The organism is Enemella dayhoffiae (assembly GCF_002250625.1).
In the GTDB taxonomy this organism is placed as follows: Bacteria; Actinomycetota; Actinomycetes; order Propionibacteriales; family Propionibacteriaceae; genus Enemella; species Enemella dayhoffiae.
On sequence record NZ_NMVQ01000004.1, the window covers coordinates 36654 to 63603 of the forward strand.

Sequence of the window (26950 nt, forward strand, 5' to 3'; positions counted from 1 at the left end):
CGGGACCTTTTGTCTTGACTCGGAACATAAAGCTTTACGGCAGACCCCGTCAATAGCATTCTGAGCGCGTCGGCACCGATCGTTACCCAACAGTGTGAGTATGACTGGAGCCCGTGGGGATTCTGTGCTGGATCAGGAAGGGGCTGTGGGAGTGAGTGATCGAAACGGCGAGAGTCGCAGTTCGGCAGTCAGCTGCGGAGCGCTGCTGCAGGAGATCCGCGAGGCCGATGGCATCACCCGACAGGATCTCCTGCAGGCCACCGGGATGTCCCGGTCGACGCTCTATCAGCGACTCGACCTGCTGGAGCGGGCCGGTCTGATCCACGAGGCGGGCCAGGAGACGTCGACCGGGGGCCGTCCCCCGAAAATCCTCCGCTTCGACGACCGGGGCCGGGTCGCCCTCACCTTCGACGTCGGACACACCCGGGCCGCGGTGTCACTCTGTCGCCTGGACGGCACCACGCTGAGCGGGCGCACCATCTCCCTGCAACCGGGCTGGCAACCGGCAGCGCTGCTGGAGCAGCTGTCAACGGTGGCGGAGGCGCTGCTCGATGCGACCTCCGGAGAGCGGCTGGTCGGGATCGGCCTGGGCATCCCGGCACCCGTGCAGTCCCCCGGTGACGTGCGGTGGCCGACCCGGGCGATGCCGGATGCGGGCTATCCGCTGGTTGACGAGCTGGTCCGCCGGTTCAACGTGCCGGTCTGCGTGGAGAACGACGCCCGCGCCTTCGCCCTCGGCGAATTCGCCGCCTCGCAGAGCCAGGCCGAACTGTTCCTCGGCATCAAGTACGCCTCCGGTCTCGGCGCCGGCCTGGTCAGCCACGGGGCCATGGTGCGCGGTTCGGTGGGGGCGGCCGGAGATCTCGGACACATCCGGATCACCGACGACGGCCCGGAGTGCACCTGCCAGAGCCGCGGGTGCCTGGCGGCGTACGCCTCCGGCCGGGCACTGCTCCGCGACCTCGGGCCGCGCGTCGGGTCGCTGACCGAAGCCGTCCAACTGCTCGACGCCGGGGACCCCGAGGTGACCGACTGGATCGACACCGCCACCGCCCTGCTAGGGCGGGCGTTGGCCGGTCTGGTCCAGGCGCTCAACCCGCGCGAGGTCGTCTTCGGTGGCTATCTGGGCCGCCACCCCTACATCAGTGACCGGCTGACCGAGACAATCACCGAGCTGACCCTGGAGCGAGTGCACGACCACACCACGATGTATGCCGGCCGCCTCGGCGCCGCCGCCGGCACGCTGGGCCTGGTCTGGTTGGTGAACCAGACCCTGTTCTCGGTGCAGCGGGTCGATCAGCTGGTCGCGGACGTGCGCTGAGCGTCGGCGCCGGACAGGCGTAGTCGGGCCGCCAGCCAGACGATCGGCAACAGACAGCACAACGACAGCACGCTCAACCAGGCGAAGCCGAAGGCGTGCATCACCGGCCCGGCCGCCGCGGCCCCGAAGGCGGCACAGAAGTTCATCGCCGTGTCGGTGCTGCCCTGGGCCTGCGTACGCACCGCGGGATCCACGCTGCGGCTCAGCAGCGCCGAACCGGACACCATGCCGAAGGACCAGCCCAGTCCGAGCAGGAACAACCCGGCCATGATCATCCCGAGGGAATCCCCGGCCAGGAAGCAGAAGATCAGGGCGATCCCGTTCAACCCCTGGCCCACCAGCTGGGTCCGCACCATGCCGAAACGCTCCGCCAGCTGTCCCACCAGCGGCGAGAACGCGAACATGCCCAGGGTGTGCAGCGAGATGGTCAACCCGATCAGCTTCAACTCGTGGTGGTGGTTGTGCAGGTGCACCGCGGACATCGTCATCACCACCACCATCACCATATGGTTCAGCACCGTCGCGCAGAAAGCGAACCTGGGCAGCGGATCCGCCCACACCCGGCCCAGCACGCTTCGCAGGGGCAGGCTCGGGGTGCGGGTGGCCTCCCCCAGGCCGCCGGCGCGGACCAGCGGGTCGGGCCGCAGCGCCCACCAGATCACCCCGGAGGCGGCGAGCATCGCCACCGCGGTGATCACATACGGTCCGGCGATCGGTGGCAGACCCAGCGCGCGCCCGATCGGTTCCCCCGGCAGCACCAGGTTGGGCCCCAGCACCACCCCGACGGTGCTCGCCCAGACGACCAGGGCGAGCGATCGGGTACGCCGGTCGTCGCGTTCGAGGTCGGTCGCGGCGAACCGCGCCTGCAACCCGGCCGCCTGGCCGGCCCCGAACAGCATCAACCCGGCCACCAGGACCAGCAGGTTGCTCGCCGCGATCGCGAGCACCTGCAGCACCGCGCCGAGGCAGGCCAGCCCGAAACCCAGCCCGAGCGCCGGGCGCCGGCCGCGGCGTACCGCCAGCAGGGCCAGCGGGATGCCGAAGCCGGCCGTGGACAGCAGCGCGACGGTCCGGGAGATCCCGGCGAGGGTCTCCGAACTGGTCACCTGATAGGCGATGATCGAACCGAGCGAGGTGGCGGCACCGGTACCGAGGCTGCCCAGCACCTGGGCCCCGAGCAGCGTACGCAGGATCCGGGGTTGGTCCGGGTCGCGCGGTTCTCCGCGACTCACCGGGCCTGCATGACGTCCAGCGCCACCCCGATTCCGGCAGCCAGCCGCCAGTCGAGGCGGTGCGGGCCGTTGAAGGCGGGCAGGTCGATCGAATAGCAGTCACGCAGGGTGCCGGCGCGGGAGTGGTGCAGCACCGGCTGCCCGTCGGGGGCAGTGAAGTCGAAGTGATAGAAGCTCTCGAAGAAGCCGAGGTCGACCACCCGGCGCAGGATGGCGAAGAACTGGCTCCGCTCGGTACCGACGAACTCGTTTCCCCAGGCATCGGCGGCTGTCCAGGTGGTCCGCAGGAAGGATTTGCCGAACTCCTTGCGAATCCAGCCGATCGGCCGACCGGAACCGTCGGTGATGTCCAGGGTCGGCGCGATGTCCATGATCTGCCGCGCCTGCAGGCTGAACACGACCTGCGAGCGCGTCTCGTCGGCGAAGAAGTTGATCTGCTCCTTCAACTTGAACCGCTTCTGCTCGGCCAGGGCCAGCAGCATCCCCTCGTTGCCGGCAGGGTCGAGAGCCCGTACCTCGTATCGGTTGATGGTCATGGCGATCCGCTGCCGGATCGCCAACCGCTCGAGTTGCGGCGTGGGCTGGTGATAGGAGGGGTCGTGATGCATGGGGCCGACGTTACCCCGGACGAAGTTCGCCCGAGCAGGGGTCAGTGCCCGGCACCTGTCCGGAGCGCCCCCCTGGTGACGAAATCCTTGATCCCGGCCGAGCGGGCGCCGGTCAGGTGCACCCCGAGCGGGGTGTCGTCGGGGCGGGTCGGTTGGGTGATGCCGGGTCCGCGGTGAACACCCCCACTCGCCCCCCGCGGTCGGCGAGCTCGGCGGCCAGCCCCAGCCCGGTCAGTCCGGCGCCCACCACCGACACCGGCTCACCCCGGTGCTGGTCGACGGCCCGGCGCAGGCGTACCGCGTCGGCATGGGTGGCGACGGCGTACCCGAGTCCCTCAACCGGGATCTCCGGAGGTGTCCTTCGCCGGGTTCCGGATGATGCTCACCGTCCAGGTCGACCCGGCGAGGTCGGCGCTCACCGAGATCTGGGCCGTGGCACGCCCGAACTGAACCTCAGCGGGCCTCGGCGAGGATGCGGCTGAGCAGGCCGTTGACGAAGCTGGCGGACTCGTCGGTGGAGAGTTCCTCGGCCAGGGCGACGGCCTCGGCGACCGCGACGTTGCTGGCGAGCTCGGTGTGCAGGATCTCGAAGGTGGCCAGCCGGCACAGGTTCCGATCGATGCGCGGCATCCGGGTCAGGCTCCAGCCCTCGCGCAGGGCCGCGCCGATCCGCTGGTCGATCTCGGCGCGGTGCTCGACGACCCCGTGCACCAGCTCCGCGGTGAACACCCGCACCGGTGGGGTGGTGTCCTCGCCGCGGCGTTCGGTCAGCAGCGCGAGCGGCTCGAGCCCGCGCAACTCGGCCTCGAACAGGATGTCGAGGGCGCGCTTGCGGGCCTTGGTCCGGGTCGAGGGCGGACGGACCGGTCCCCTGCTCGGGGCCGGTCCGACCAGCTCCAGCTCGACGCCGTCGCGTTCGATCCTGGTCGGCCCGGAACTGCTGGGTGGCACGGAGTCCTTGGCTGGCACGTCAGTTGCCGACGCGGCCGAGGTAGTCCCCGGTCCGGGTGTCGACCTTGACCTTCTCGCCCTGGGTGAGGAACAGCGGCACCTGGATGGTCTTGCCGGTCTCCAGGGTGGCCGGCTTGGTACCGCCGGTGGAGCGGTCGCCCTGCAGGCCCGGCTCGGTGTAGGTGACCACCAGTTCCACCGAGGCCGGCAGGTCAACGAACAGCGGGTTGCCCTCGTGGGTGGCGACGGTGGCGGTCTGCTCCTCGAGCAGGTAGTCCTTCGCGTCACCGACGACGTCGTCGGGCAGGCTCAGTTGGTCGTAGGTGGAGGTGTCCATGAACACGAAACCGGCGCCGTCGTGGTAGAGGTACTGCATCTCGCGGCGGTCGACGGTGGCGGTGTCGACCTTGGAGTCGGAGTTGAACGTCTTGTCCACCGTCTTGCCGGTGAGCACGTTCTTGATCTTGGTGCGCACCACGGCATTGCCCTTGCCCGGCTTGTGGTGCTGGAACCACAGGACCTGCCAGAGCTGGCCGTCCAGGTTGAGCACCATGCCGTTCTTGATGTCGTTGGTGGATGCCACGCGTCTGCCTTTCATCTCTACCGTACCGATCGGCCAGGGCGTACCGACGCCGACCGACGAGACAGTCTAGCGGCTCTCGCCGGAGTCGCCGCTATCGTCGGACGCGCACTGGCCGACGAATGGAGGAGACATGGACAACCCACTCGTCCCCCGGCTCCGGGGGTTCGGGGAGACGATCTTCGCCCCGATGACGGCCCTTGCCGTGCAGCACGACGCGATCAACCTGGGTCAGGGGTTCCCGGACATCGACGGCCCGCCGCAGGTGCTCGCCGCGGCCGCGGAGGCGATGGCCTCCGGTCACAACCAGTACGCCCCGGGGGTCGGCATCCCGACCCTGCGCGAGGCGGTCGCCGAACACCAGCGCGAGTTCTACAACATCGAACTGGATCCGAAGGCCGAGGTGATCATCTCCGCCGGCGCGACCGAGGGGATGACCGCCGCGATCCTGGCGTTCTGCGACGTCGGCGACGAGGTCATCGCGCTGGAGCCGAGCTACGACTGCTACTCCGGCGCGGTCGCGATCGCCGGCGGGGTGTTCAAGCAGGTCCGGCTGCACGAACCCAGCTACTCCCTCGATCTGGACGAACTGCGCGCCGCGATCACCCCGCGTACCCGGATCCTGATCGTCAACTCCCCGCACAACCCGACCGGGCACGTGCTGAGCGCCGACGAACTCGCCGGAATCGCCGCCCTGGCACAGGAATTCGATCTGCTGGTGCTCTCCGACGAGGTCTATGAGCACCTCACCTTCGACCGCCCCCACATCCCGATCGCCACCCTGCCAGGGATGGCGGAGCGCACCGTGACGATCTCCTCGGCCGGCAAGACCTTCGCGGTCACCGGCTGGAAGATCGGCTGGCTGAGCGGGCCGGCGGAGCTGCTCAAGGACGTGCTGATCGCCAAGCAGAACATGACCTTCACCAACGGCACCCCGCTGCAGTTCGGCGTGGCCGCCGGGCTGCGGCTGCCGCAGCAGTGGTTCGAGGACCAGCGCCGGCGCTACCAGCAGGCCCGCGACCAGCTCATCGCCGGGTTGCAGGCGGCCGGCATGAAGGTGCACCCCAGCGAGGGCACGTTCTTCGTGATCGCCGACATCTCCGGGCTCGGTTACCGCGACGGAATCGACTTCTGTGAACGGATTCCGGGCGAGATCGGGGTCGGCGCGATTCCCTCGCAGGTGTTCTACACCGACCCGGAGACCGCCAAGGACTACGTCCGCTTCTGCTACGCGAAACGCCCCGACGTGCTCACCGAGGCCGCGCGGCGGCTGGCCACCATGGGAGACGGCCGATGACCGAGATCTCGCGACTGACCCGGGCGATCCGGACCGGCCTGGAATGGGACACCGCCGTCGGTGCGGTGGTCCCGCCGATTCACGTCAGCACCAACTACCGCTTCGAGACGCCAGAACGGCGCGGCCCCTACGACTACTCCCGCTCCGGCAACCCGACCCGCGACCTGCTCGGCACCGCACTCGGGATCCTCGAGGGCGGCCAGCCGGCGGTCGTCAACGGCACCGGGATGGGCGCGGTGAGCACCGCGGTGCTGGCCTGCACCGAACCCGGGGACACCGTGGTCATCCCGCACGACTGCTACGGCGGCACCTGGCGGCTGTTCACCCGGCTCGCCGAGCGCCAGCACCTGGAACTGGTCAGCGTCGACCTGACCGACACCGACGCGGCCGTCACCCGGGTACGCGAGCTGCGGCCCACCCTGCTCTGGCTGGAGACGCCGTCCAACCCGCTGCTGCGGATCACCGACATCGCCGCGCTGGCCGAGGCTGGGCACGCCGCCGGCGCGGTGGTCGGGGTGGACAACACGTTCTCCTCCCCGGTACGCCAGCAGCCGCTCGATCTGGGCGCGGATCTGGTGCTGCACTCCACCACCAAGTACATCAACGGCCACTCCGATGTGGTCGGCGGAGCGCTGGTCGCGCGCGAACCCGAGCTCGCCGAAACCCTGGCGTACTGGGCGAACACCCTCGGTACCACCGGTGGCGCCCTGGACTCCTGGCTCACCCTGCGCGGGCTGCGGACGCTGCCGCTGCGGATGCGTCAGCACGAGCAGAACGCGGCCGCCCTGGTCGAGGTGCTGACCCGCCATCCGGCCGTCGGGGCGGTGCACTACCCCGGTCTGCCGGATCATCCCGGGCACCAGCTGGCGTCCCGGCAGCAGCAGGGGTTCGGCGGGATGCTCAGCTTCGAGCTGGCCGGAATCCCTGCGGTGGAGGCATTCATCGACGGTCTCGGTTGCTTCAGCCTGGCCGAGTCGCTGGGTGGTACCGAGTCGCTGGTCTGCCATCCGGGCCTGATGACGCACGCCGCGATGCCGCCCGAAGTGCAGCGGGAGGCCGGGATCACCCCGGGTCTGCTGCGGCTGTCGGTGGGCATCGAGGAGACCGACGATCTGGTCGCCGACGTCGCGGCGGGGCTGGATCGCGCCGGCGCGGTGCCTCGGTGAGCCCGGCGCGGGGCCGGCCACCCGGACCCGGGCGGCCACGGACCCCGGCGGCGCCCCGGATCGCCGAGACGCGACCGCGGCGGCTGGTGGCCGACGAACTCGAATCGGACGGCTACCTGTGTGACCTGCAGGTCGACGGCGCCGCCCTGGACGAGGCGGACACCGAGGACACCGACATCGGCGGCTGCACCTTCACCGGCGGCAGCCTCGCCGATTCCCGCTGGCACCGCTCGCGGTGGGTGGACTCCAGTTTCACCGGGGTGGATCTGGCGAACACCGAGCTGGTCCGGGGATCGATGGAGCGGGTCACCTTCACCGACTGCCGGATGATCGGCGTACGCTTGGCCGCGGCGACCCTGACCGATATCGAGTTCGTCGGCTGCACGCTGCGGATGGCCAACCTGCGCCAGGCGGTGCTGCGCCGGGTCCGACTGGTCGACTGCGTGCTGGTGAGCAGCGACCTGAGCGAGGCCCGCTGCACCGATGTGGAGTTCGTCGGCTGTGATCTGGGCGACACCCAGTGGAGCAACCCCGGACCCCGGGAGCGGCTCCGGTTCGCCGACTGCGAGCTGCAGCGGATCAGCGGGCTGGCCCAACTGCGCGGCGCCGAACTGGCCGGCAGCGACCCGGTGGTGGTCGCGCACGTGCTGGCCGCCGATGCCGGCATCTGGCTGGCGGACTGACACCCCGCCGACCGGCCCCGGATTCCAGCGTGCAGAACGGGGTGCCGGGCCGGTCACATCGGGGAACCGGGACCTCGCGCGGGCAGTTGTTCTGCTCGAGAGGAGCCGCCGATGTCCAAGAAGAAGTCCAAGAGCCAGGCCCCGCAGAACGCCCGCCAGCGCGCCGCCATTCTCGAGGCGCGCCGCAGGAAGAAGGCCGCGGTGCAGCGCAACGTCATCATCTCCGCCGCGGTGATGGCCGTCGCCGCCCTGGTGATCGGTCTGGTCGTCGGGATCGGCAGCATGGCCCGCGAGCAGGAGGCCGCCGGCGGGCCCGCGGGTCAGCTGGTCCGCGCCGACAGCGTCCATCTGAACCGGGTCGAGAACGCCCCGGTCACAGTGGTGGAGTTCCTGGACTTCGAGTGCCCCGCCTGTGCCGCGCTCTATCCGACGATGGAGCAGACCCGCGCGACCTACGGCGATCGGGTGAACTTCGTGATGCGCTACTTCCCCCTGCCCGGCCATCAGAACGCCATGGCCGCGGCCCGCGCCGTCGAGGCCGCCGGCCAGCAGGGCCAGTGGGAGGCGATGTACCGCAAGATGTTCGAAACCCAGAACCAGTGGGCCGGCCGGCCGGGCGTCGACGCGCTGTTCCGCGGGTACGCCGCAGAGCTCGGCCTGGACGTGACGGCCTGGGAGGCGGCGTACAACGACCCCGCCACCACCGACCGGATCGAGGCCGATCAGGCCGACGGTGAGGCGCTCGGGGTGACCGGTACCCCGACGGTCTATGTGAACGGCGATGAACTGCAGCTGCGCAGCTACGCCGACCTGCCGGCCGCGATCGAGGACGCGCTCGCCGCGTGATCCGCAACAACTACCCCGTCCTCGGGAACCTGGACGGGCGGCCCGGCGTTGTTCCTCTGGAGAGGAGCCCCCATGCCCAACAAGCCCCCTTTGCCCCGTAACGCCCGTCGGCGCGCGGCAGCGATCGAGGCCGAACGCAAGCGCAAGGCCGCGATCCGGCGCAATGTGATCATCTCTGCCTCGGTGCTCGCGCTGGCGGCGATCGTGATCGGCACCGTCGTGGCGATCGGAAACGTCAACCGGCAGCGGCAGGCGGCCGCCGCCCCGCCCGCCGAGCTGGTTCGCACCGACAGCGTCTACCTGAACCGGGTGCCCGACGCCAAGGTCACCGTGGTCGAGTTCCTGGACTTCGAGTGCGAGGCCTGCGGTGCGCTCTATCCGACGATGGAGCAGGCCCGCAAGACCTACGGTGACCGGGTGAACTTCGTGGTCCGCTACTTCCCGATCGAGAGCCACTTCAACTCGATGCGGGCCGCGCGGGCGGCGGAGGCCGCGGGCAAGCAGGGCAAGTGGGAGCAGATGTACCAGATGATGTACGAGACCCAGACCCAGTGGGCCGAGCAGAAGGTGCCGCAGGATCAGGTGTTCCGCGGCTTCGCGCAGCGGCTCGGTCTCGACATGGCCGCCTGGGAGGCGGCGTACAACGACCCGGCCACCGAGCAGCGGATCAAGGCCGACCAGAATGACGGCATCGCGCTCGGTGTGCAGGGCACCCCGACCGTCTTCGTCAACGGCAAGCAGCTCCAGCTGCGCTCCGCCACCGATCTGACGAACGCGATCGATCAGGGGCTGGCCGGCGGATGAGCACGCTCGAGGAGCGCACGTCGACGGCCGAGGGGCCCACGGCCGAGGAGGAGACCTCGGCGGGCGCCGCGCTGCCCGAGCCCGAGGACCAGCCCGGGCTGCGGGGCCGGACCAGCGGGATCCTGCTGGCCGTGCTCGGCGGGATCGCGTGGGTGGCGGCCTTCGTGCTGATCCTGGAGAAGCTGCAGACGCTGCGCGACCCGAACTACCAGCCGAGCTGCAGCATCAACCCGGTGCTGTCCTGCGGGTCGATCATGGCCTCCGACCAGGCCGAGGTGTTCGGCTTCCCGAACCCGCTGATCGGCGTCGCCGGTTTCGCCGTCGTGATCACCCTGGGGGTGGTGCTCGCCGCCGGTGTCGCCCTGCCCCGCTGGATCTGGCTCGGCCTGCAGGCCGGGGTCACCTTCGGGCTGGGATTCGTGTGCTGGTTGGTCTTCCAGTCGCTCTACCGGATCGGGGCGCTGTGCCCCTACTGCATGGTCGTCTGGGCGGCGATGATCCCGATGTTCTGGCTGGTCACCGCGGACAACCTGGTCAAGGGCCGGATCCCGGCCGGCGCCGGCGTCCGCCGGGTCGTCGGGATGCTCGGCGGGATCCCCGTGGTGGCGGGCTATGTCGCGATCGCCCTGCTGATCCTGGTGCGCTTCTGGTCCTTCTGGGTCTCCTGAACCGTCCACGCCACCGCTAGAGTCCGGGCATGGACGCAGCGGATCGGGTCACGATCGTCACCGGCGGCTCGCGCGGCATCGGGGCCGGCATCTGCCGTGAACTCGGGCGCCGGGGTCACGCGGTGGCCGTGGCCTATCGCAGCGCCGCCGAGGAGGCCGAGCGGGTGGTCGCCGAGATCGAGCAGGCCGGTGGCCGGGCGTACGCCCAGGCCTGCGACGTCACCGACGGTGCCGCGATCGACGCCCTGTTCGCGACCACCGCCGAGCGGCTCGGTCCGGTGACCGGCCTGGTCAACAATGCCGGCGCGACGCTCACCAGCGCCGATCTGGCCGATACCGACGAGGAGTCGATCCGCGCGGTGCTGGAGCTCAACCTGACCGCGGCGATCCTGTGCGCCCGGCGCGCCGTGCAGGTGCTGAGCACCGCCCGCGGCGGCCCGGGCGGGTCGATCGTCAACATCTCCTCCGCGGCCGCGACCATCGGCTCGGCACACGAGTACGTGCACTACGCGGCCGCCAAGGCGGGGGTGGACATGCTCACCCTCGGCCTGGCGATCGAGGTCGCCGGCGAGGGCATCCGGGTGAACGCGGTCGCCCCGGGCACCGTCCGCACCGACATCCACGTGCCGGGCCGGATCGAACGCGTCGGTCCGCTGGTGCCGATGGGCCGGGTCGGCGAGGTCGCCGAGATCGCACCCGCCGTGGCGTACCTGATGTCACCGGAGGCGTCCTACACCACCGGCACGATCATCCGCGTGGCGGGTGGCCGCTGACCTCGGCGTACGCCGCAGCGAGCGCGTCCTCGCGGGGGCCGGCGACGATCTCGGCGGACGCCAGCCCGTTGAGCAGCACGAACCGCAGCTGCGCGCCGCGGGTCTTCTTGTCCAGGCTCATCGCCTCGCGCAGCTCCGGCCAGGCGTCGGGGTCGTAGCCCGTCGGCAGCCCGAGCAGTTCCAGCACCGCGCGGTGTCGTTCGGTGGTCTCGGCATCGAGCAACCCCAGGCCGTGGGCGAGCGCTGCGGCGTACACCATCCCGACGCTGATCGCCTCACCGTGCCGCCAGCGGTACTGCTCGCGCCGCTCGATCGCATGCCCCAGGGTGTGCCCGTAGTTCAGCAGTTCGCGGCCCACCGACACGCCGACCGAGGTCGCCTCGCGCAGGTCGGCGGAGACCACCTCGGCCTTCACCCGGATGCCGCGAGTGATCAGTTCGGCCAACCGGTCGCTGCTGGGATCGAGCGCCTCGGCCGGCGCTTCTTCAATCAGGGTGAGGATTTCCGGGTCGGCGATGAAGCCGCACTTGACCACCTCGGCGAGCCCGGCGCGCAGATCGGCGGCCGGCAGGGTGGCCAGAAGCGACAGGTCGCAGAGCACCCCGGCGGGCTCGTGGAAGGCGCCGACCAGATTCTTCCCGGCGGCCAGGTTGATCCCGGTCTTGCCGCCGACCGCGGCGTCGACCATGCCGAGCACGGTGGTCGGCACGGTCACCAGCCGTACCCCGCGCAGCCAGCTCGCCGCGACGAACCCGGCCAGGTCGGTGGTCGCTCCCCCGCCGAATCCGACCACCGCGTCGGAGCGGGTGAACCCGGCGGCGGCGAGCCGGTCCCAGCACTCGATGAGCACGTCGGCGGTCTTCGCCTGCTCGGCGTCCGGCAGCTCGATCGGCAGCACCTCGGCGTCGAGCGTCGCGGCCAGGCCCGCCGCGCGCTCGGCGAGCGCCGGAGCGTACAACAACGCCACCCGCTGACTGCCCTCGACCAACTCCCCCAACCCGTCGAGCACACCGGGCCCGACCAGCACGTCATAGGGCCGCTCGGCCTCGACGGCGATCCTCACCGGTGCAGCTCCGCGCGGACCAGCGCGACCACCTCATCGGGCGAGCGGTCGTCGGTGTTCACCGTGATCGTGGCCGCACCGCGGTAGAGCGGGGTGCGCTCGGCGAGCAGCTGGATCAGGGTGCCGCGGACGTTGCCGAGCAGCAGCGGCCGCGAGGAGTTCAGCCCGATCCGGCTCACCGCCGTGGTCACCGAGCACTCCAGCCAGACCACATGGTGCCCGACCAGGGCGGTCCGGATCCGCTCGTTGTGGATCGCCCCACCACCGAGGGCGACCACGCCGGGGCGGTTCAGCGCGTCGACGGTGTGCGCGGCCTCCAGCTCGCGGAACGCGGTCTCACCCCGGGTGACGAAGATGTCGGGGATGGAGGTGTTCTCGCTCTGTTCGATCAGCGTGTCGATATCGGTGAACGGCTCCTCGATCGCGGCGGCCAGCGCCACCCCGATGGTCGACTTGCCCGACCCGGGCGCGCCGATCATCACGATGTTCTTCTCCGCGCTCATCGAGCGACCCCCAGTCCGCGCGCGGCCACATCGGCCAGGTACGCCTCGGCGTTCCGCTTCGTCTCGGCGACCGAGTCGCCGCCGAACTTCTCCAGGCAGGCGTCGGCGAGCACCAGGGCGACCATCGCCTCCGCGACCACACCGGCGGCCGGGACCGCGATCACATCCGAGCGCTGGTGGTGCGCGACGGCCTCCTCACCGGTGCTGGTGTCGACGGTCCGCAGCGCCCGCGGCACGGTGGCGATCGGCTTCATCGCGGCCCGGACCCGGAGCACCTCACCGGTGCTCATCCCGCCCTCGGTACCGCCGGCGCGGTGGCCGGCGCGGGCGATCCCGTCGGTGCCGGGCACGATCTCGTCATGGGCGGCCGAGCCGCGGCTGCGGGCCAGCTCGAACCCGTCGCCGACCTCGACACCCTTGATCGCCTGGATGCCCATCAGCGCACCCGCGAGCCGGGAATCCAGCCGCCGGTCGCCCATCGTGTGCGAGCCGAGTCCGGGCGGGGCGCCGTGCACGAGCACCTCCACCACCCCGCCGAGGGTGTCGCCGTCCTTGTGCGCCTGGTCGATCTCGGCGATCATCCGCTGCTCGGTCTCCGGGTCGGCGCAGCGCACCGGCGACTCGTCGATCCGGGCCAGGTCGGCGAAGGCGGGCAGCAGCCCGGCGGGGGTACGAACGGTGGCGATCTCCACGACGTGGGAGAAGACGGTGATCCCGTAGGCCTGCTGGAGGAAGTTCTGCGCGACCCGGCCAAGCGCGACCCGGGCCGCGGTCTCCCGCGCGGAGGCGCGTTCCAGGATCGGCCGGGCCTCGTCCCAGTCGTACTTCTGCATGCCGACCAGATCGGCGTGCCCCGGCCGGGGCCGGGTGAGCTTCTTGTTGCGGGCCTGTTCGGCGAGCACCGCCTCATCGACCGGGTCGGCCGCCATCACCGTCTCCCACTTGGGCCACTCGGTGTTGGCGACCTGGATCGCGATCGGCGAGCCCAGGGTCTCCCCGTGGCGTACGCCGCCGAGGATCGTCACCTGGTCGGCCTCGAACTTCATGCGCGCACCCCGGCCGTGACCCAGGCGACGACGCGCCAGCGCGTCCTGGATGTCGGTCGTGGTGACCTGCACGTGGGCGGGCAGACCCTCCAGGGTCCCGACCAGGGCGGGGCCGTGTGATTCTCCGGCGGTGAGCCAACGCAGCATGAGGGCCAGCCTGTCAGATCTCGACGTGGCGGTTCAGCCCATCTTGCGCACTGGCGCGGGCCACCTCGAACGCCACCGGAGTGCCGGTGAACCAGCGCACCTGCTCGACCGCCTGCCCGGCGAGCAGGTCCAGCCCGCTCAGCGCCAGCCGGCCGTGCGCGGCGGCCGCCTCGCCGAGCGGGGTGGGCCACGGGTCATAGACGCTGTCGAACACGACCGGCGCGCGGCGCGCCAGTTCCTGCTGCCGGCCGAGCACCCCGTCGACCGGGACGGTCGAGATCAGCAGGTCGGCGGATGGGAGGTCTCCGGCACCCAGTGCCGACGCCCGGGCGGCCATCCCGAGCCGATCGGCGAGCGCGAGCACCGACTCGGCGCGCTGCGGCGTACGGCACAGGACGCTGACCTCGCGGGCACCCAGACGGGCCACCGCGGCAACGGCGCTGCGGGCGGTGGCGCCGTTCCCGACCACGGTGACCCGGTCGAGCCGGTCGATCCCGTGCGCGCGCAGCGCGACCAGGAAACCGCTCACGTCGGTGTTGCGGACCTGCGGCCCATCGCCACCGAGGACGATCGTGTTCGCGACCTCGGTCAGGGCGACGGTCTCGTCACCCTCGCCGAGCCGCGCGGCGTCCTCCTTGTGCGGCATCGTCACGCTCAACCCGCGCCATTCGGGGCCGAGGCCGGCGACGAAGTCGGGCAGCCCACCCGGCGCCACGTCGACGCGGTCGAACCTCCAGTCGAGTCCGAGCCGGGCGTACGCCGCCCGGTGGATCGCCGGTGACAGCGAGTGCTGCACCGGGTGACCCACCACCGCGCAGCGTGGGGTCAGCACTTGCCCGGGTTGGCCTGGCACCATTCCTGGAACTTCTTCACGTTGGCCTGGTGGCCGTTGAAGTCGTCGGCGAACAGCGTCTCACCGGTGTCCAGGTTGACCGCGACGAAGAACTTCCAGTTGCCGGGCACGGGGTTGGCGGCGGCCTCCAGGGCCTGCTTGCCCGGGGCCCCGATCGGTCCGGCCGGCAGTCCCGCGTGCACGTAGGTGTTGTAGGGCGACGGGTTCGCCCGCTCCGCATCGGAGGTGGTGGCCCCCGCCCCGCGCGGCTTGTTGTTGGCGTATTCGACCGTGGTGTCGAGCTGCAGCTTCATGCCCGAGTCGAGACGGTTGTACAGCACCCGGGCGACCTTCGCCCGGTCCTCGGGGCGGCGTACCTCGGCCTCGATGATGGAGGCGACGATGACCAGGTCGCGGGGGTTGCGCTTCAGCTGAGCCGCCTTGGCCTCCAGCTGGACCTCGCCTGCCTTGCGGTTGAAGTTGGCGGTCATCTGCTTCAACGCCGCGCGCGGGTCGTTGCCGGACATCTCGTAGGTGTCGGGGAACAGGAAACCCTCGGGGTTTCCGTTCGCCAGGGGGCTCAGACCGTATTCGGCGCCCTTGGGCAGCACCTCGCGATACTTGTCCTCGGGGATCGCGGTCTGCCGGGACAGCTCGGTGACCTGCTCGCCGATCCGCAGACCCTCGCGGATCAGGAACTTCCGGCCGCCCTTGACGCCGGCGTCCAGCATCGCCTGGATCGCGTCGCGGGCGGGCATCTTGGTCTTCAGCGCATAGATGCCGGCCTGCAGCTGGTTGATGTTGGGGAAGCTGGTCTTCGCCTTGTCGAACGCGTCGGTCGAGGCGATCACGTCGTGGTCCTTGAGGATCGAGCCGATCTCGTCGACCGTGGAGCCCTGCGGGATCTCGATCGAGACCTCCTTGTCCCCCGGGCCCGGATAGTCCTCGACGGCGAAGGCGCTGGTCACCGCGGACGACACCTTGTTGTAGGCGAAGAGCCCGCCACCGACCAGGATCACCAGGGAGAGGATCACCGCGAACGCGCTCTTGGCGTGCCGCGCCACCTCACTCCAGTTCCGGCGCTCGTGCTCCGGATCCATCAGACTGCTCAACCCTGGTCTCCTCGTTCGCCCTGTTCACCCAGCAACTCTCCGGGCGGCAGTCCCGTTCGGCGTTCCGCCTCGAGCGCCTGCTCGAGGATGGTCACCGCCGCGACCTGGTCGATCACCGCTCGCTGTTGCCGAGCCGACCGTCCCCGCTGCGCGAGGGTACGAGCAGCGCTGACGGTGGTCAGCCGTTCGTCGAGCAAGCGTACCTGAACCTCACCAAGGCGCTCGGCGAGCGCGGCTGCGTGTCCGCGGATCCTGATCGCCGCCGGCCCTTCGCCGCCGGACAGCGAGCGCGGCAGGCCGACGACCACCTCGAACGGTTCGTACTCGCCGACCAGCGCCACGATCCGGTCCAGGCTGTGCCGGTTTCCCGGCACGGTTTCGACGGGGTACGCCAGAGTCCCGGCCGGGTCGCACGCCGCCACCCCGATCCGGGCGTCCCCCCAGTCCAGGGCCAGCCGTACGCCGCGCCTCACGCCTGCCCCCCGTTCCCCGAGCAGCGAGGGCATGCGCAGCGGAGCGGAGCAATGCCCTCGCGTGTCGAGGGGAACTCCAAGCCGGTGCGCCCCCCTCGACACGCGGAACGAAGCAACGGACTCAACGGGTGGCCACGCGGCCGACGGAGTGCTCGATGGCCTCCAGCGCGCGCGGGATGGCGGTGGCGTCGGAGCCGCCGCCCTGGGCCAGGTCGTCCTTGCCGCCGCCCTTGCCGCCGAGCTGCTCACAACCCAGCCGGACCAGCTCGCCGGCCTTCAGACCGCGATCCCGACCGGCCGCCGTGGTCGCGACGACCAGGGCTGGCTTGTCCGGCGTACCCCCGGCGAGGGCGACCACACCCGGGCGGTCACCGAGCCGGCCGCGCACCTCGGTCGCCAGGGTGCGCAGGTCTCCCCCGGACACGCCGTCGACGTGCCGGCCGACGAACGCCAGCCCGAACACGTCCTTGGCCTGGTCGGCGATGCCCTTGGCCCCGGCCAGCACCTCGGCCGACTTGTATGCCTGGACCTGCTTCTCGGCGTCCTTGAGCTGCACCATCAGCTTCTCGATCCGCTCGGTCAGCTGCTCGGGCCGCACCTTGAGCATCGAGGTGAGGTTGCCGACCAGGGTCCGCTCGGCCGCCATGTGCTTGAACGCGTCGGTGGAGACCAGGGCCTCGACCCGGCGTACTCCCGAACCGATCGACGACTCACCGAGCAGGGTGAGCATGCCGATCTGCGAGGAGTGCTGCACGTGGGTGCCGCCGCACAGCTCGCGCGACCAGGCGCCGCCCATCTCCACCATCCGGACCAGGTCCGGATACTTCTCGCCAAACATCGCCATCGCCCCGAGCGCTTTCGCCTCGGCGAGCGGCAACTCCTGCTGGGTCACGCCCAGGTCGTCGCGGATCGCCTCGTTGGCGCGGCCCTCGATGTGGTCGCGCTGATCGGGGCTGAGCCCGCCGCTGGCGTTGAAGTCGAACCGCAGATAGCCCGGCTTGTTGTAGGAGCCGGCCTGCACCGCGGTCGGCCCCAGGGTCTCCCGCAGCACGGCGTGGATGATGTGGGTCGCCGAGTGGGCCTGGCAGGCGCCCATCCGGTGGAACGCGTCGACGCGGGCCAGCGCGGTGTCGCCGGTGTGCACCGACCCGCCGCCGACCTCGACCTTGTGCACCACGAGCCCCTGCACGGGCCGCTGCACGTCGAGCACGTCGAGCCGGGTGCTGCCGATGTCGATGCTGCCGCGGTCGGCGTCCTGGCCTCCCGACTCGGCATAGAACGGGGTGTCGGCGAGCACCAGTTCGACGATGTCCCCGGGGTTGGCCTCGTTGACCAGTTGACCGTCGGCGACCATGCCGAGCACCTTCGACTCCACCGCCAGCTCGTTGTAGCCGTGGAAGCGGGTCTCACCGGAGTGCCGCAGCGACTTGTACGCCTCGGTGCTCGCGGCACCGCCCTTCTTGGCCCGCGCATCGGCCTTCGCCCGGTCGCGCTGCTGCTGCATCAGGCTGGTGAACGTGTCGCGGTCGACCTGCAGGCCCTGCTCGTGCGCCATCTCCAGGGTCAGGTCGATCGGGAAGCCGTAGGTGTCGTGCAGCTGGAACGCCCGCTCACCCGAGAGGGTCTGCTGGCCCTGCTTGCGCGTGTCGTCGGCGGCCAGGTCGAAGATCCGGGTGCCCTCGTTGAGGGTGCGCCGGAAGGCGTCCTCCTCGGCGTAGGCGACGGTGGAGATGCGCTCCCACTGGTCGTCGATCTCCGGATAGGACTCGCTCATCAGCTCCCTGCTGAGCGGCAGCAGCTCCGGCAGCACCGGGTCGGTGACACCGAGCAGCCGCATCGAGCGGACGCTGCGGCGCAGCAGCCGGCGCAGCACATAGCCGCGCGCCTCGTTGCCCGGGGTGACCCCGTCGGTCATCAGCATCAGCCCGGCGCGGACGTGATCCCCGACCACCCGCAGCCGCACGTCGTCGGTGGTGTCCGCCCCGTAGCGCTTGCGGGCCAGGTCGGCGGCGTGCTCGATGACCGGATAGACCTCGTCGATCTCGTAGAGGTTGTCCACCCCCTGCAGCAGGTAGGCGACCCGCTCCAGGCCCATGCCGGTGTCGATGTTCTTGGTGGGCAGCGGCCCGGCGACGTCGAAGTCGTCCTTGGCGCGCACCGCGGACAGCTCCTCCTGCTGGAAGACGAGGTTCCAGATCTCCAGGAAGCGGTCCTCGTCGGCCTCGGGGCCGCCGTCGGGCCCGTATTCGGGGCCGCGGTCGATGTAGATCTCCGAGCAGGGGCCACCAGGACCGGGGACACCCATGTGCCAGTAGTTGTCCTTGAGGCCGCGGCTCTGGATGTGGTCCTCGGGCACGCCGACCTTGCGCCACAGCTTGCGCGCCTTGGTGTCACCGTCGGGATAGTCGGGGTGGAAGCCGCCGCCGAGCACGGTCACCCACACCTTCTCCGGGTCGAAGCCCAGGCCACCGTTGTGCTGCTCGTTGGTGACCAGTTCCCAGGCGTAGGCGATCGCGTCGGCCTTGAAATAGTCGCCGAAGGAGAAGTTGCCGTTCATCTGGAAGAAGGTGGCGTGCCGGGTGGTCTTGCCGACCTCCTCGATGTCGAGGGTGCGGACGCACTTCTGCACGCTGGCCGCGCGATCCCAGGGCGCCTCCTCGGCACCGGTGAAATAGGGCTTGAACGGCACCATGCCGGCGTTGATGAACAGCAGCGTGGGGTCGTGATAGAGCAGCGGGGCCGACGGCACCACGGCGTGTCCGCGCGCGGCGAAGAAGTCGAGGAAGCGGCGCCGGATATCGGCAGTCTTCATGGTTGCCCTGTCCTGTGCTCTGGAATGGTCTGGGTACGCCCGGGGACGCAACCACCAACTCTAACGCGCCACCCGAGGGGCAGTCATCACGTTCCCTGCAGGTCCCCGGCCCCGGTTCCCTGCCCGCCGCCCGGGGGACAGCTCGGCCGGCGGGGCTCAGGGGCGCGTGGACGGGTGATCCGCCGGGGTGTACTCGGTGCGCCGCAGTTCCTCGCGGCGCTGCTCGGCGCCCTCGCGGACGGCATCGGCGACCTCGGCGACGCGGGCCTGCACCTTGACGGTGGTGTCCACCAGCTCCCGGCCGACCTGACGGGCGACCGCCCGGGGTGCCTGATTGGCGTACTCCTTTGCCTTTTCCCGCCCGCGGGCGACGAACCAGGCGCCGGAGACGAAGCCGAGCAGGAACAGCGAGAGTCGGCGGATGGTGCGGAACATGAGCGTCAGGGTAGTTGATCCGGATGGGGGCGGTGGACCCGCCACCGACGACGGCTCAGGAATACCTGCCCAGCAGATGATTGATGATCTCCAGGCGCTGCTGCATCGTGGCCTCGTGGCCGTGGTCGGTGGGCTCGTAGTAGCGGGCGTCGGCCAACTCGTCGGGCAGGTACTGCTGGCGCGCCACACCGCGCTCGTGGTCGTGGGCGTAGCGGTAGCCCTTGCCGTGGCCGAGACCTCGCGCGCTCGCGTTGTGTCCATCCCGCAGGTGGATCGGCACCAGCCCGATCCGGCCCGACTCGACATCGGCCATCGCCTTGTTCAACCCCACGTACGCCGCATTCGACTTCGGCGCCAGGGCACAGGCGACCACCGCGTGGGCGAGGTTGATCCGCGCTTCCGGCATGCCGATCAACTGCACCGCCTGAGCGGCCGCGACACAGGTCTGCAGCACGCTCGAGTCGGCCATCCCGATGTCCTCACTGGCCAGGATCACCAACCGGCGGGCGATGAACCGGGGATCCTCACCGGCGGAGATCATTCGTGCCAGATAGTGCAGCGAGGCGTCCACATCGGAACCGCGCATCGACTTGATGAACGCCGAGATCACGTCGTAGTGCTGGTCGCCGTCCCTGTCGTAGCGCACCGCTGCCCTGTCCACCGCCCGCTCGACGGCCTCCAGGGTGATCTCGCTGCCGCCGGCAGCCTCGGCACCGGCAGCGGCCTCCTCCAGGAAGGTGAGCACCCGACGCGCGTCCCCGCCGGCCATCCGGACGATCGCGGCGCGGGCCTCGTCGGCGAGGGTGTACCGCTCCCCCGCGGCCGTCCGCAGACCTCGCTCGTCGGCCAGTGCGCGGTCGATCAGGGTGTCGATGTCCGCATCGGTGAGCGGGCGCAGGGTGAGCAGAAGTGATCTGGACAGCAGCGGAGAGATCACCGAGAAGCTCGGGTTCTCCGTGGTCGCGGCGATCAGGGTGACGATGCGGTTCTCCACCGCCGGCAGCAGCACGTCCTGCTGGGCCTTGGAGAACCGGTGCACCTCGTCGACGAACAGCACGGTGCGCTGTCCGCGGGCCAGGTCCCGCCGGGCGGTGTCGAGGACCTGGCGCACCTCTTTGACGCCTGCGGTGACCGCGGAGATCTCGACGAACCTGGCATCGTTGGACCGGGACACCACCGAGGCGATGGTCGTCTTGCCCACTCCCGGCGGCCCCCACAGGAAGACGCTCATCACGGCCTGACCGGAGGCGAGACGACGCAACGGGGATCCCTGTGCCAGCAGGTGTTGCTGGCCCACGATCTCGTCCACGGTGCGCGGGCGCAGCCGCACCGCCAGCGGGGCTCCGGCGTGGTCGGTCCCGCTGAGGCTGCCACCGGTCTCCCGCTGGGCCACGGTTTCGGTCACGTTGCCGAACAGGTCCTCGGTCACCGTCCGAGGTTACCCGCCCTCACGGCAGCGGCCAGCTGTGCACCGGTTCGTTGGTGTGCATGTGCTCCAGATAGCGCGCCATCATCTCGGCGAGGGCGTCCTCGCGGCTCCTGCCCTGCTCCTCGAGGGCGGCCACCGTGCGGGTCTGCCAGACCGCGCCGTTGACGCCGGTCTTGCAACGCCCCTCGATCACCTCGAGGTAGCGGTCGATCACCCCGGCGGACACTCCCCACGCCTGCAGTCCCTGCTGGGCCAGCGGGAGCAGGTGGCGCAGCACCAGTTCGTCGACGCCCAGCTCACCGAAGGACGGCCAGTAGACCTCGGCGTCCAGGCCCAGCTCGGCGCACTGGTGGAAATTGTCCTCGGCGGCGGCGAAGCTGAGCCGCGACCAGACGGGCCGGTCGGATTCGACCAGGGAGTGCACGGCACCGTAGTAGAACGCCGCATTCGCCATCGTGTCGAGGATGGTCGGCCCGGCGGGCAGCACGCGGTTCTCCACCCGCAGGTGCGGTTGCTCCCTCACCACGGCATAGATCGGCCGGTTCCAGCGATAGATCGTCCCGTTGTGCAGGCACAGCTCGGCCAGCGATGGCGTACCCCCGGCGGCGAGGACGTCGAGCGGGTCCTCCTCGTCGACCTCGGCCAGCAGGGCCGGGAACCAGCGCACGTTCTCCTCGAACAGGTCGAAGATCGAGGTGACCCAGCGTTCGCCGAAGAAGACGCGGGGGCGTACACCCTGGTTCTTCAGTTCGACCGGACGGGTGTCGGTGGCCTGGCGGAACAGCTCGATCCGGGTCTCGGCGTGCAGCCGCCTGCCGTCGAAGAAGGGTGAGTTGGCGGCCAGGGCGACCTGCGGGCCGCTGAGCGCCTGGGCGGCGTTCCAGTGCGGTGCGAAGTCGGCGGGCGACACCTGCAGGTGCAGTTGGACCGAGGTGCAGGCGGATTCGGGGGCGATCGAGTCGGCGCAGGCCTGCAGCCGCTCGCCGTCGGGGCCCTCGATGTCAAGCTCGATGTCCTCGCCGCGGGCGACGAAGATGGAGTCGTTGAGGGCGGTGTAGCGGGTGTTGGCGCTGATCCAGTCGCCGTCGAAGTCGCTCACCCGCAGGGTGGGCAGGATCCCGACCATGGCGATCTGGGAGCCCACCCGGCCGGCGCTCTGGTCGGCCTGGTTGAGCGATCCGCGGAGCAGCTCCTCGAGTTCGAGGGCCGAGTCACCGGGCAGGGGACGCGGGGCGACGTTGAGCTCGATGTTGAACCGGGCGAGCTCGGTCTGATAGTCAGGGTCGGCGATCTCAGCCAGCACTTCAGCGTTGTGGAAGCTCGGCCGGCCCTGCTCGTTGACCAGGTTCAGCTCGATCTCCAGGCCGGTCAGCGGGCGTTCGGAGTCGAAGTGACGCTGCGCCAGCATCTGCTCGAACGCGTCCAGCCCACGGCGCACCTTGCGCCGGAACTGCTGACGCTGCTCCCGGCTGTACTGTGCCTGGCCGACATCCTTGCCCATGGTGCCTCCGACGGCTCTGTGTGAGGTCGGTCTCAGCCTAGCCGGGACGCAGTGGCACCCGCACGCTCCCGCCGTTCGCCGGCGTGGGCGGCTGGCGGGGCGGCCGCCGTCGGATGCGCAAAGATTGGTCGCATGCCAGCTGTCTCTCGAAAACCGGTCGACGCGCTCGTCGTTCTGGGGAACGCATTGCATGGCGGCAGGGTGATGCCGGTTCTGGAGCGGCGGTTGGAGGCGTCCGTCGCCAGGCTGCGAGACGAGCAGCGACGGGGAAACGAGCCGGTGCTCGTGCTGTCGGGTGGTCGGGCGCGCCCGGGCCGGCCCTCCGAGGCCGCGGCGATGCGGGACTGGCTCCTCGAGCACGGCCTCGAGTGGGAGCGGACGGTGCTGGAGGACCGCTCGGTGAACACATGGCAGAACCTGCAGTTCTCCCGCCCGCTGATCGCGGGTTCCGCCCACGTGCTGATCATCAGCAGCGACTATCACCTGCCGCGGGTCCGGCTGATGTTGCGACTCCTTGGCTGGCGGGCGGCGACGGCGGCCGCCCCCACGCCTCGCGCGACCCTGGTGCCCGCGCTTCTGCGCGAGCTGGTCGCGTTTCCCGCGCTGCTGCTGCCGGGTCAGCGTACGCCGGGCGCCTGATCCCGATCGACGGTCACCCGGTTACAGTTGCGATTCGAGACCGACCCCGAACGAAAGGTGCGACGATGACCGAGAATTCCCCCTTCGCCAAACTGCCCGACGTCCCGCGGTTCGACGTGACGAGCTCAGACATCGCCGACGGTCAGCAGATGCCCGAGGCACACCGATCCGGCGCCATGGGCGTACCAGGCGGTGAGGACGTGTCGCCCCAGCTCGCCTGGTCCGGCGCCCCCGAGGGCACCAAGAGCTTCGTGGTGACCTGTTTCGACCCCGACGCTCCGACCCAGTCCGGTTGGTGGCACTGGGCCGTCGCGAATCTACCCGCCGACACCTCCGAGCTGGCCACCGGCGCAGGCGACAAGGACAACCCGACTTTGCCCCAGGGTGCGCTGACCCTGAACAACGACGCCAGCATGGCCGGCTATCTGGGTGCCGCTCCCCCGCCCGGACACGGGGACCACCGCTACTTCTTCGTGGTGCACGCGCTCGACGTCGACTCCCTCGACGTCACCGCCGAGGACACCCCGGCGAAGCTGAACTTCCTGATGTTCGGACACGTGATCGGCCGCGGGTGGATCGTGCCGACCTTCGGCCACTGAGTGCGATGACCCCGGTCCGGGGTCGCTGGCCGCTGTGGGCCGATATCGCCCTCGCGATCGCAGCGGGGCTGTACACCCTGCCGGTGAGCGGAGTGTTCGCTGGGAGCCCGGGAGCAGCACTGGCTGTTGTCGCCACGTTGGGCCTGCGCACGGCCTTCCCGCTGCGGGGCGGGTGCCGCGGCAAGCCCTGAGCCGCGGTTGCCGTGGGTCGAGCCGCCGCTGAGCACCCGGATGCTGATCGTCACCAGCGATTTCCACGCGATGCGAGCGGCGATGTACGCCCGCGGGCTGGGCCTGCCCGCGCACGCGGTCGGATCGCGAACCGCGCGCTACTACTGGCCCAGCGCGATGCTGCGCGAGTTCGTCGCCGTGGTCAACGAGCGCCGGATCCAGTACGCCCTGCTGTGGGCGCTGATCGCGCTCCCGTTCCCGCTGGCCGTCGCCCTCGGGTGAGGGCGCCGCTCAGGACTCGTCGGCGGACTGCGCCTGGGTCGGCACCTGATCCTTCGGCCCCTGATCCTTCTTGGCCTCGGGCTTGAAGTCGACGCCGGCCTCCTTGCGTTGCTGCGCGGTGATCGGGGCCGGCGCCTGGGTGAGCGGGTCGTAACCGCCGCCGGACTTCGGGAACGCGATCGTGTCGCGAATCGAGTCGGTACCGGCGAGCAGGGAGACGATCCGGTCCCAGCCGAAGGCGATACCACCGTGCGGCGGGGCGCCGAAGGCGAACGCGTCCAGCAGGAAGCCGAACTTCTCCTGGGCCTCCTCCTGGCTCAGCCCCATCACGGCGAACACGCGCTCCTGCACGTCACGGCGGTGGATACGGATCGAGCCGCCGCCGATCTCGTTGCCGTTGCAGACCATGTCATAGGCGTACGCCAACGCCTCGCCGGGGTTGGTGTCGAAGCTGTCCAGCCACTCGGGCCTGGGCGAGGTGAACGCGTGGTGCACCGCGGTCCAGGCACCGGCGCCGACGGCGACGTCACCCGCGGCCACCGCGTCCGAGGCGGGTTCGAACAGCGGCGCGTCGACCACCCACAGGAACGACCACTCGCTCCCTGAGCCTGTCGACGGGATCTGGCCGGTCCGCCGAGCGATCTCGAGGCGCGCCGCACCGAGCAGTTCCTGTGCCTGCTTGCGTTTTCCGGCACCGAAGAAGATGCAGTCGCCGGGCTTGGCGCCGACCAGCTCGGCCAGGCCGGCCCGCTCGGTCTCGGAGATGTTCTTGGCGACCGGGCCGCCCAGTTCTCCGGTCTCCGACACGGTCACGTACGCCAGTCCCTTCGCTCCGCGCTGCTTGGCCCACTCCTGCCAGGCATCGAAGGTGCGCCGCGGCTGCGAGGCGCCACCGGGCATCACGACAGCGCCGACGTAGTCGGCCTGGAACACGCGGAACGGTGTGTCGGCAAAGAAGTCGGTGACCTCGACCAGCTTGTTGTCGAAGCGCAGGTCGGGCTTGTCGGAGCCGTACTGGTCCATCGCGTCGCGGTAGGTGATCCGCGGGAACGGGGTCTGCAGCTCCACCCCCTTGAGCTTCCAGATCTCGGTCACCAGGGCCTCGCCGAGCTCGATGATGTCGTCCTGGTCGACGAAGCTCATCTCGATGTCCAGCTGGGTGAACTCGGGCTGCCGGTCGGCGCGGAAGTCCTCGTCGCGATAGCAGCGCGCGATCTGGTAGTAGCGCTCCATGCCGCCGACCATCAGCAGCTGCTTGAACAGCTGCGGGGACTGCGGGAGGGCGTACCAGGAACCGGGCGACAGGCGCGCCGGCACCAGGAAGTCGCGCGCACCCTCGGGGGTGGAACGGGTCAGCGTCGGGGTCTCGATCTCGACGAAATCCCTGTCCCCCAACACTTTCCGGGCGGCAGCGTTCACCTTGCTGCGCAGCCGGATCACATCACCGGAGGCGCGACGGCGCAGGTCCAGGTAGCGGTACTTGAGCCGGGCCTCCTCGCCGACGCTGATCCGCTCATCGATCTGGAACGGCAGCGGTGCGGCGGGGTTCAGCACCTCCAGCTCGCGGATCACGATCTCGACCTCGCCGGTGGGGAGATTCGGGTTCACGTTCTCCGGGCTGCGCGCCTCGACCACGCCGGTCACCTTCACGCAGAACTCGTTGCGCAGGTCGTGGATCCCGGCCGATTCGAGGTATTCGTCGCGGACCACGACCTGGCACACCCCCGACGCGTCGCGCAGGTCGATGAACGCGACCCCGCCGTGGTCTCGACGTTTGGCGACCCACCCGGCGAGGGTGACGGTCTGGCCGAGGTCGGCGGAGCGCAGGGTGCCGGCGGCGTGGGTACGGAGCACGAGATATTCCCTTCTGGTGGAGCCCGCATGGACGGTGCGGTTCCGGACAACGCGATCCAGCCTAGTTCAGGGCGTACGCCGAGGCGAACCAGTTCTGCCGCTTGACCCCCACCACCAGCACAATGCTTGTATTCTCATAATCCCTTGATGGAGGCACCATGCACAGTTCCCCCATTCTCGGCACGGCGGGTCTCGCGCTCGTGCTGCTCGGACTCAGCGGTTGTGGCGGCGGCGGCGGACCGGTGTCCCCGTCGACCGGCCCCGCCCCGAGCCCGCCGCCCTCCCCCTCACCGACGGTGACGCCGGTGAAACCGTCCGCCCCCGCCGCGGGCGCCTGGCAACCGGCGTACGCCACCGGTCCCATCGCGACCGCCATGAAGGCCGACGGAGTCGAGTGCTTCGAGGTCACCCGGTCCCCGACCTTCGTCGGCTGCTACCGAAGCCCGATCGAGGGCGGATCCGGTGAGCTGGAGTTGCGCTACGTCCTCGATGAATCCGGGGCGCTGCGCCGGGCCGCCCTCGAGGTCGACGCCAGCTCGGGCGGGACCACCGATGCGGTCTTCGCCAAGTCGCTGGCGCTGGTCGCCCAGGCCACCGGACCTGAGGCGGCGAAGATCACCGACGCCTCCCAGGCACTCGCCGTCAACGGCGAGCAGGAGGTGGCGACCGGCTGGGGAATAGTGAAGCTGGAGCACCCCTCGGAGTATTCCCGGGACGCCACGGCGATGGCCTACGGTGTCGTTCCGGTCCCGGAGCGGGGCAGCTTCACGAACCCGGGTCCCACCATCGGCGGACCGCTGGTCCCGCTCGGCTGGACGTGCAGCCCGCAGCCGGGACGCTTCGAGTGCACCTCCGGTGCCGCGAAGATCAAGGCGTTTCCCGCCTCCGGCAGCGGGGTGACCTCCTTCGAGTGCCACCTGGGCAAGGTGGACAAGAACTCACCAACCTTCAAGGCGTGCGAGGCCGCGTTGGTCGCGCTCGCGGGCGATCGCGCGGACCGGTTCCGCGCCGCGCTGGAGTTCGCCGTCGACGGCAGGGAACGGAAGTTCATCCCGGTCGACGGACTCAACCTGTCGGTCAGCAAGACGACGGTGGTGATCGACCGGCTCGAGTTGCCCTGAGC

28 protein-coding genes are annotated in these 26950 nt (G+C 70.2%); 13 read left to right on the forward strand and 15 right to left on the reverse strand.

All coding sequences use genetic code 11. From position 1 onward, the window contains the following. The first annotated feature begins 151 nt into the window (after positions 1-151). Positions 152-1321, forward strand: a complete 1170-nt coding sequence (locus CGZ93_RS04045; protein WP_176451624.1) for an ROK family transcriptional regulator — start codon at positions 152-154, stop codon at positions 1319-1321. Here CGZ93_RS04045 and CGZ93_RS04050 read toward each other — a convergent pair. The 4 genes from CGZ93_RS04050 to efp form a co-directional block, all read right to left on the reverse strand. Continuing rightward, positions 1297-2553 (reverse strand): MFS transporter, encoded by a 1257-nt coding sequence (locus tag CGZ93_RS04050; RefSeq protein ID WP_171195707.1) that lies wholly within the window; start codon positions 2551-2553, stop codon positions 1297-1299. The two genes, CGZ93_RS04045 and CGZ93_RS04050, sit on opposite strands and share 25 nt — an antisense overlap. After that, positions 2550-3161: a hypothetical protein gene (locus tag CGZ93_RS04055; RefSeq protein ID WP_094362872.1), complete on the reverse strand. Its 612-nt coding sequence runs from the start codon at positions 3159-3161 to the stop codon at positions 2550-2552. The genes CGZ93_RS04050 and CGZ93_RS04055 overlap by 4 nt, the downstream gene beginning before the upstream one ends. Before the next feature lie 453 nt (positions 3162-3614). Next, positions 3615-4112 (reverse strand): transcription antitermination factor NusB, encoded by a 498-nt coding sequence (gene nusB, locus CGZ93_RS04060; RefSeq protein ID WP_229117188.1) that lies wholly within the window; start codon positions 4110-4112, stop codon positions 3615-3617. Positions 4113-4131: 19 nt separating this feature from the next. Further along, positions 4132-4710: an elongation factor P gene (efp, locus tag CGZ93_RS04065; RefSeq protein ID WP_094362873.1), complete on the reverse strand. Its 579-nt coding sequence runs from the start codon at positions 4708-4710 to the stop codon at positions 4132-4134. Positions 4711-4825: 115 nt separating this feature from the next. On the opposite strand from efp, the gene CGZ93_RS04070 reads away from it, so the two are divergent. The 7 genes from CGZ93_RS04070 (at position 4826) to CGZ93_RS04100 (ending at position 10929) form a co-directional block, all read left to right on the forward strand. Then, on the forward strand, positions 4826-5989 hold the full coding sequence (locus CGZ93_RS04070) for an aminotransferase class I/II-fold pyridoxal phosphate-dependent enzyme (protein WP_094362874.1): 1164 nt from the start codon (positions 4826-4828) through the stop codon (positions 5987-5989). Then, entirely contained in the window at positions 5986-7155 is a 1170-nt protein-coding gene (gene metB, locus CGZ93_RS04075; protein ID WP_094362875.1) for a cystathionine gamma-synthase, read from the forward strand. Before CGZ93_RS04070 ends, metB begins: the two co-directional genes overlap by 4 nt. Next, on the forward strand, positions 7152-7838 hold the full coding sequence (locus tag CGZ93_RS04080; protein WP_141211067.1) for a pentapeptide repeat-containing protein: 687 nt from the start codon (positions 7152-7154) through the stop codon (positions 7836-7838). The genes metB and CGZ93_RS04080 overlap by 4 nt, the downstream gene beginning before the upstream one ends. A 111-nt stretch (positions 7839-7949) precedes the next feature. After that, positions 7950-8684, forward strand: a complete 735-nt coding sequence (locus CGZ93_RS04085) for a DsbA family protein (protein ID WP_229117189.1) — start codon at positions 7950-7952, stop codon at positions 8682-8684. Between the two features lie 72 nt (positions 8685-8756). Further along, positions 8757-9488, forward strand: a complete 732-nt coding sequence (locus tag CGZ93_RS04090) for a DsbA family protein (protein WP_094362877.1) — start codon at positions 8757-8759, stop codon at positions 9486-9488. Continuing rightward, positions 9485-10156: a vitamin K epoxide reductase family protein gene (locus tag CGZ93_RS04095; protein ID WP_094362878.1), complete on the forward strand. Its 672-nt coding sequence runs from the start codon at positions 9485-9487 to the stop codon at positions 10154-10156. The genes CGZ93_RS04090 and CGZ93_RS04095 overlap by 4 nt, the downstream gene beginning before the upstream one ends. A 29-nt stretch (positions 10157-10185) precedes the next feature. Next, a complete protein-coding gene (locus CGZ93_RS04100) occupies positions 10186-10929 on the forward strand; it encodes an SDR family NAD(P)-dependent oxidoreductase (RefSeq protein ID WP_094362879.1) in 744 nt (247 codons plus the stop codon). Here the strand turns inward: CGZ93_RS04100 and aroB are convergent. From aroB to CGZ93_RS04150, 10 genes are all read right to left on the reverse strand, one after another. After that, positions 10904-11992, reverse strand: coding sequence for a 3-dehydroquinate synthase (gene aroB, locus CGZ93_RS04105; RefSeq protein WP_094362880.1), 1089 nt, complete (start codon positions 11990-11992; stop codon positions 10904-10906). The two genes, CGZ93_RS04100 and aroB, sit on opposite strands and share 26 nt — an antisense overlap. After that, positions 11989-12495, reverse strand: a complete 507-nt coding sequence (locus CGZ93_RS04110) for a shikimate kinase (protein ID WP_094362881.1) — start codon at positions 12493-12495, stop codon at positions 11989-11991. Before CGZ93_RS04110 ends, aroB begins: the two co-directional genes overlap by 4 nt. Continuing rightward, complete coding sequence (aroC, locus tag CGZ93_RS04115; protein ID WP_094362882.1) at positions 12492-13688, reverse strand: chorismate synthase; 1197 nt, start codon at positions 13686-13688, stop codon at positions 12492-12494. Before aroC ends, CGZ93_RS04110 begins: the two co-directional genes overlap by 4 nt. A 13-nt stretch (positions 13689-13701) precedes the next feature. Continuing rightward, entirely contained in the window at positions 13702-14520 is an 819-nt protein-coding gene (locus CGZ93_RS04120) for a shikimate dehydrogenase (protein ID WP_229117190.1), read from the reverse strand. Further along, positions 14514-15632, reverse strand: coding sequence for an endolytic transglycosylase MltG (mltG, locus tag CGZ93_RS04125; RefSeq protein ID WP_141211068.1), 1119 nt, complete (start codon positions 15630-15632; stop codon positions 14514-14516). Before mltG ends, CGZ93_RS04120 begins: the two co-directional genes overlap by 7 nt. Continuing rightward, positions 15629-16105: a Holliday junction resolvase RuvX gene (ruvX, locus tag CGZ93_RS04130; RefSeq protein ID WP_094362885.1), complete on the reverse strand. Its 477-nt coding sequence runs from the start codon at positions 16103-16105 to the stop codon at positions 15629-15631. Before ruvX ends, mltG begins: the two co-directional genes overlap by 4 nt. Positions 16106-16226: 121 nt before the next feature. After that, positions 16227-18917: an alanine--tRNA ligase gene (alaS, locus tag CGZ93_RS04135; RefSeq protein ID WP_094362886.1), complete on the reverse strand. Its 2691-nt coding sequence runs from the start codon at positions 18915-18917 to the stop codon at positions 16227-16229. Between the two features lie 156 nt (positions 18918-19073). After that, positions 19074-19352: a hypothetical protein gene (locus CGZ93_RS04140; protein ID WP_094362887.1), complete on the reverse strand. Its 279-nt coding sequence runs from the start codon at positions 19350-19352 to the stop codon at positions 19074-19076. A gap of 55 nt (positions 19353-19407) precedes the next feature. Beyond that, positions 19408-20781 (reverse strand): replication-associated recombination protein A, encoded by a 1374-nt coding sequence (locus CGZ93_RS04145; protein WP_094362888.1) that lies wholly within the window; start codon positions 20779-20781, stop codon positions 19408-19410. Positions 20782-20800: 19 nt separating this feature from the next. Next, positions 20801-22282 (reverse strand): glutamate-cysteine ligase family protein, encoded by a 1482-nt coding sequence (locus CGZ93_RS04150; RefSeq protein WP_094362889.1) that lies wholly within the window; start codon positions 22280-22282, stop codon positions 20801-20803. Positions 22283-22414: 132 nt separating this feature from the next. Here CGZ93_RS04150 and CGZ93_RS04155 point away from each other — a divergent pair, with 132 nt between their 5' ends. The 4 genes from CGZ93_RS04155 to CGZ93_RS04165 all read left to right on the forward strand — a co-directional run bounded on the left by CGZ93_RS04155 (position 22415) and on the right by CGZ93_RS04165 (position 23973). Further along, on the forward strand, positions 22415-22921 hold the full coding sequence (locus CGZ93_RS04155; protein ID WP_094362890.1) for a YdcF family protein: 507 nt from the start codon (positions 22415-22417) through the stop codon (positions 22919-22921). A 65-nt stretch (positions 22922-22986) separates the two neighbouring features. Continuing rightward, positions 22987-23520 carry a YbhB/YbcL family Raf kinase inhibitor-like protein gene (locus tag CGZ93_RS04160; protein ID WP_094362891.1) on the forward strand — a complete coding sequence of 178 codons (534 nt, stop codon included), beginning with the start codon at positions 22987-22989 and terminating at the stop codon, positions 23518-23520. Between the two features lie 5 nt (positions 23521-23525). Further along, positions 23526-23711, forward strand: coding sequence for a hypothetical protein (locus CGZ93_RS18265; RefSeq protein ID WP_141211069.1), 186 nt, complete (start codon positions 23526-23528; stop codon positions 23709-23711). Positions 23712-23718: 7 nt separating this feature from the next. After that, positions 23719-23973: a YdcF family protein gene (locus tag CGZ93_RS04165; RefSeq protein WP_094362892.1), complete on the forward strand. Its 255-nt coding sequence runs from the start codon at positions 23719-23721 to the stop codon at positions 23971-23973. 9 nt (positions 23974-23982) lie between these two features. Here the strand turns inward: CGZ93_RS04165 and aspS are convergent, their stop codons facing one another. Continuing rightward, positions 23983-25827, reverse strand: a complete 1845-nt coding sequence (gene aspS / locus CGZ93_RS04170; RefSeq protein ID WP_094362893.1) for an aspartate--tRNA ligase — start codon at positions 25825-25827, stop codon at positions 23983-23985. A gap of 158 nt (positions 25828-25985) precedes the next feature. Between aspS and CGZ93_RS04175 the strand changes: the two genes are divergently transcribed. Then, positions 25986-26948, forward strand: a complete 963-nt coding sequence (locus CGZ93_RS04175; RefSeq protein WP_141211070.1) for a hypothetical protein — start codon at positions 25986-25988, stop codon at positions 26946-26948. Positions 26949-26950 lie beyond the last annotated feature (2 nt).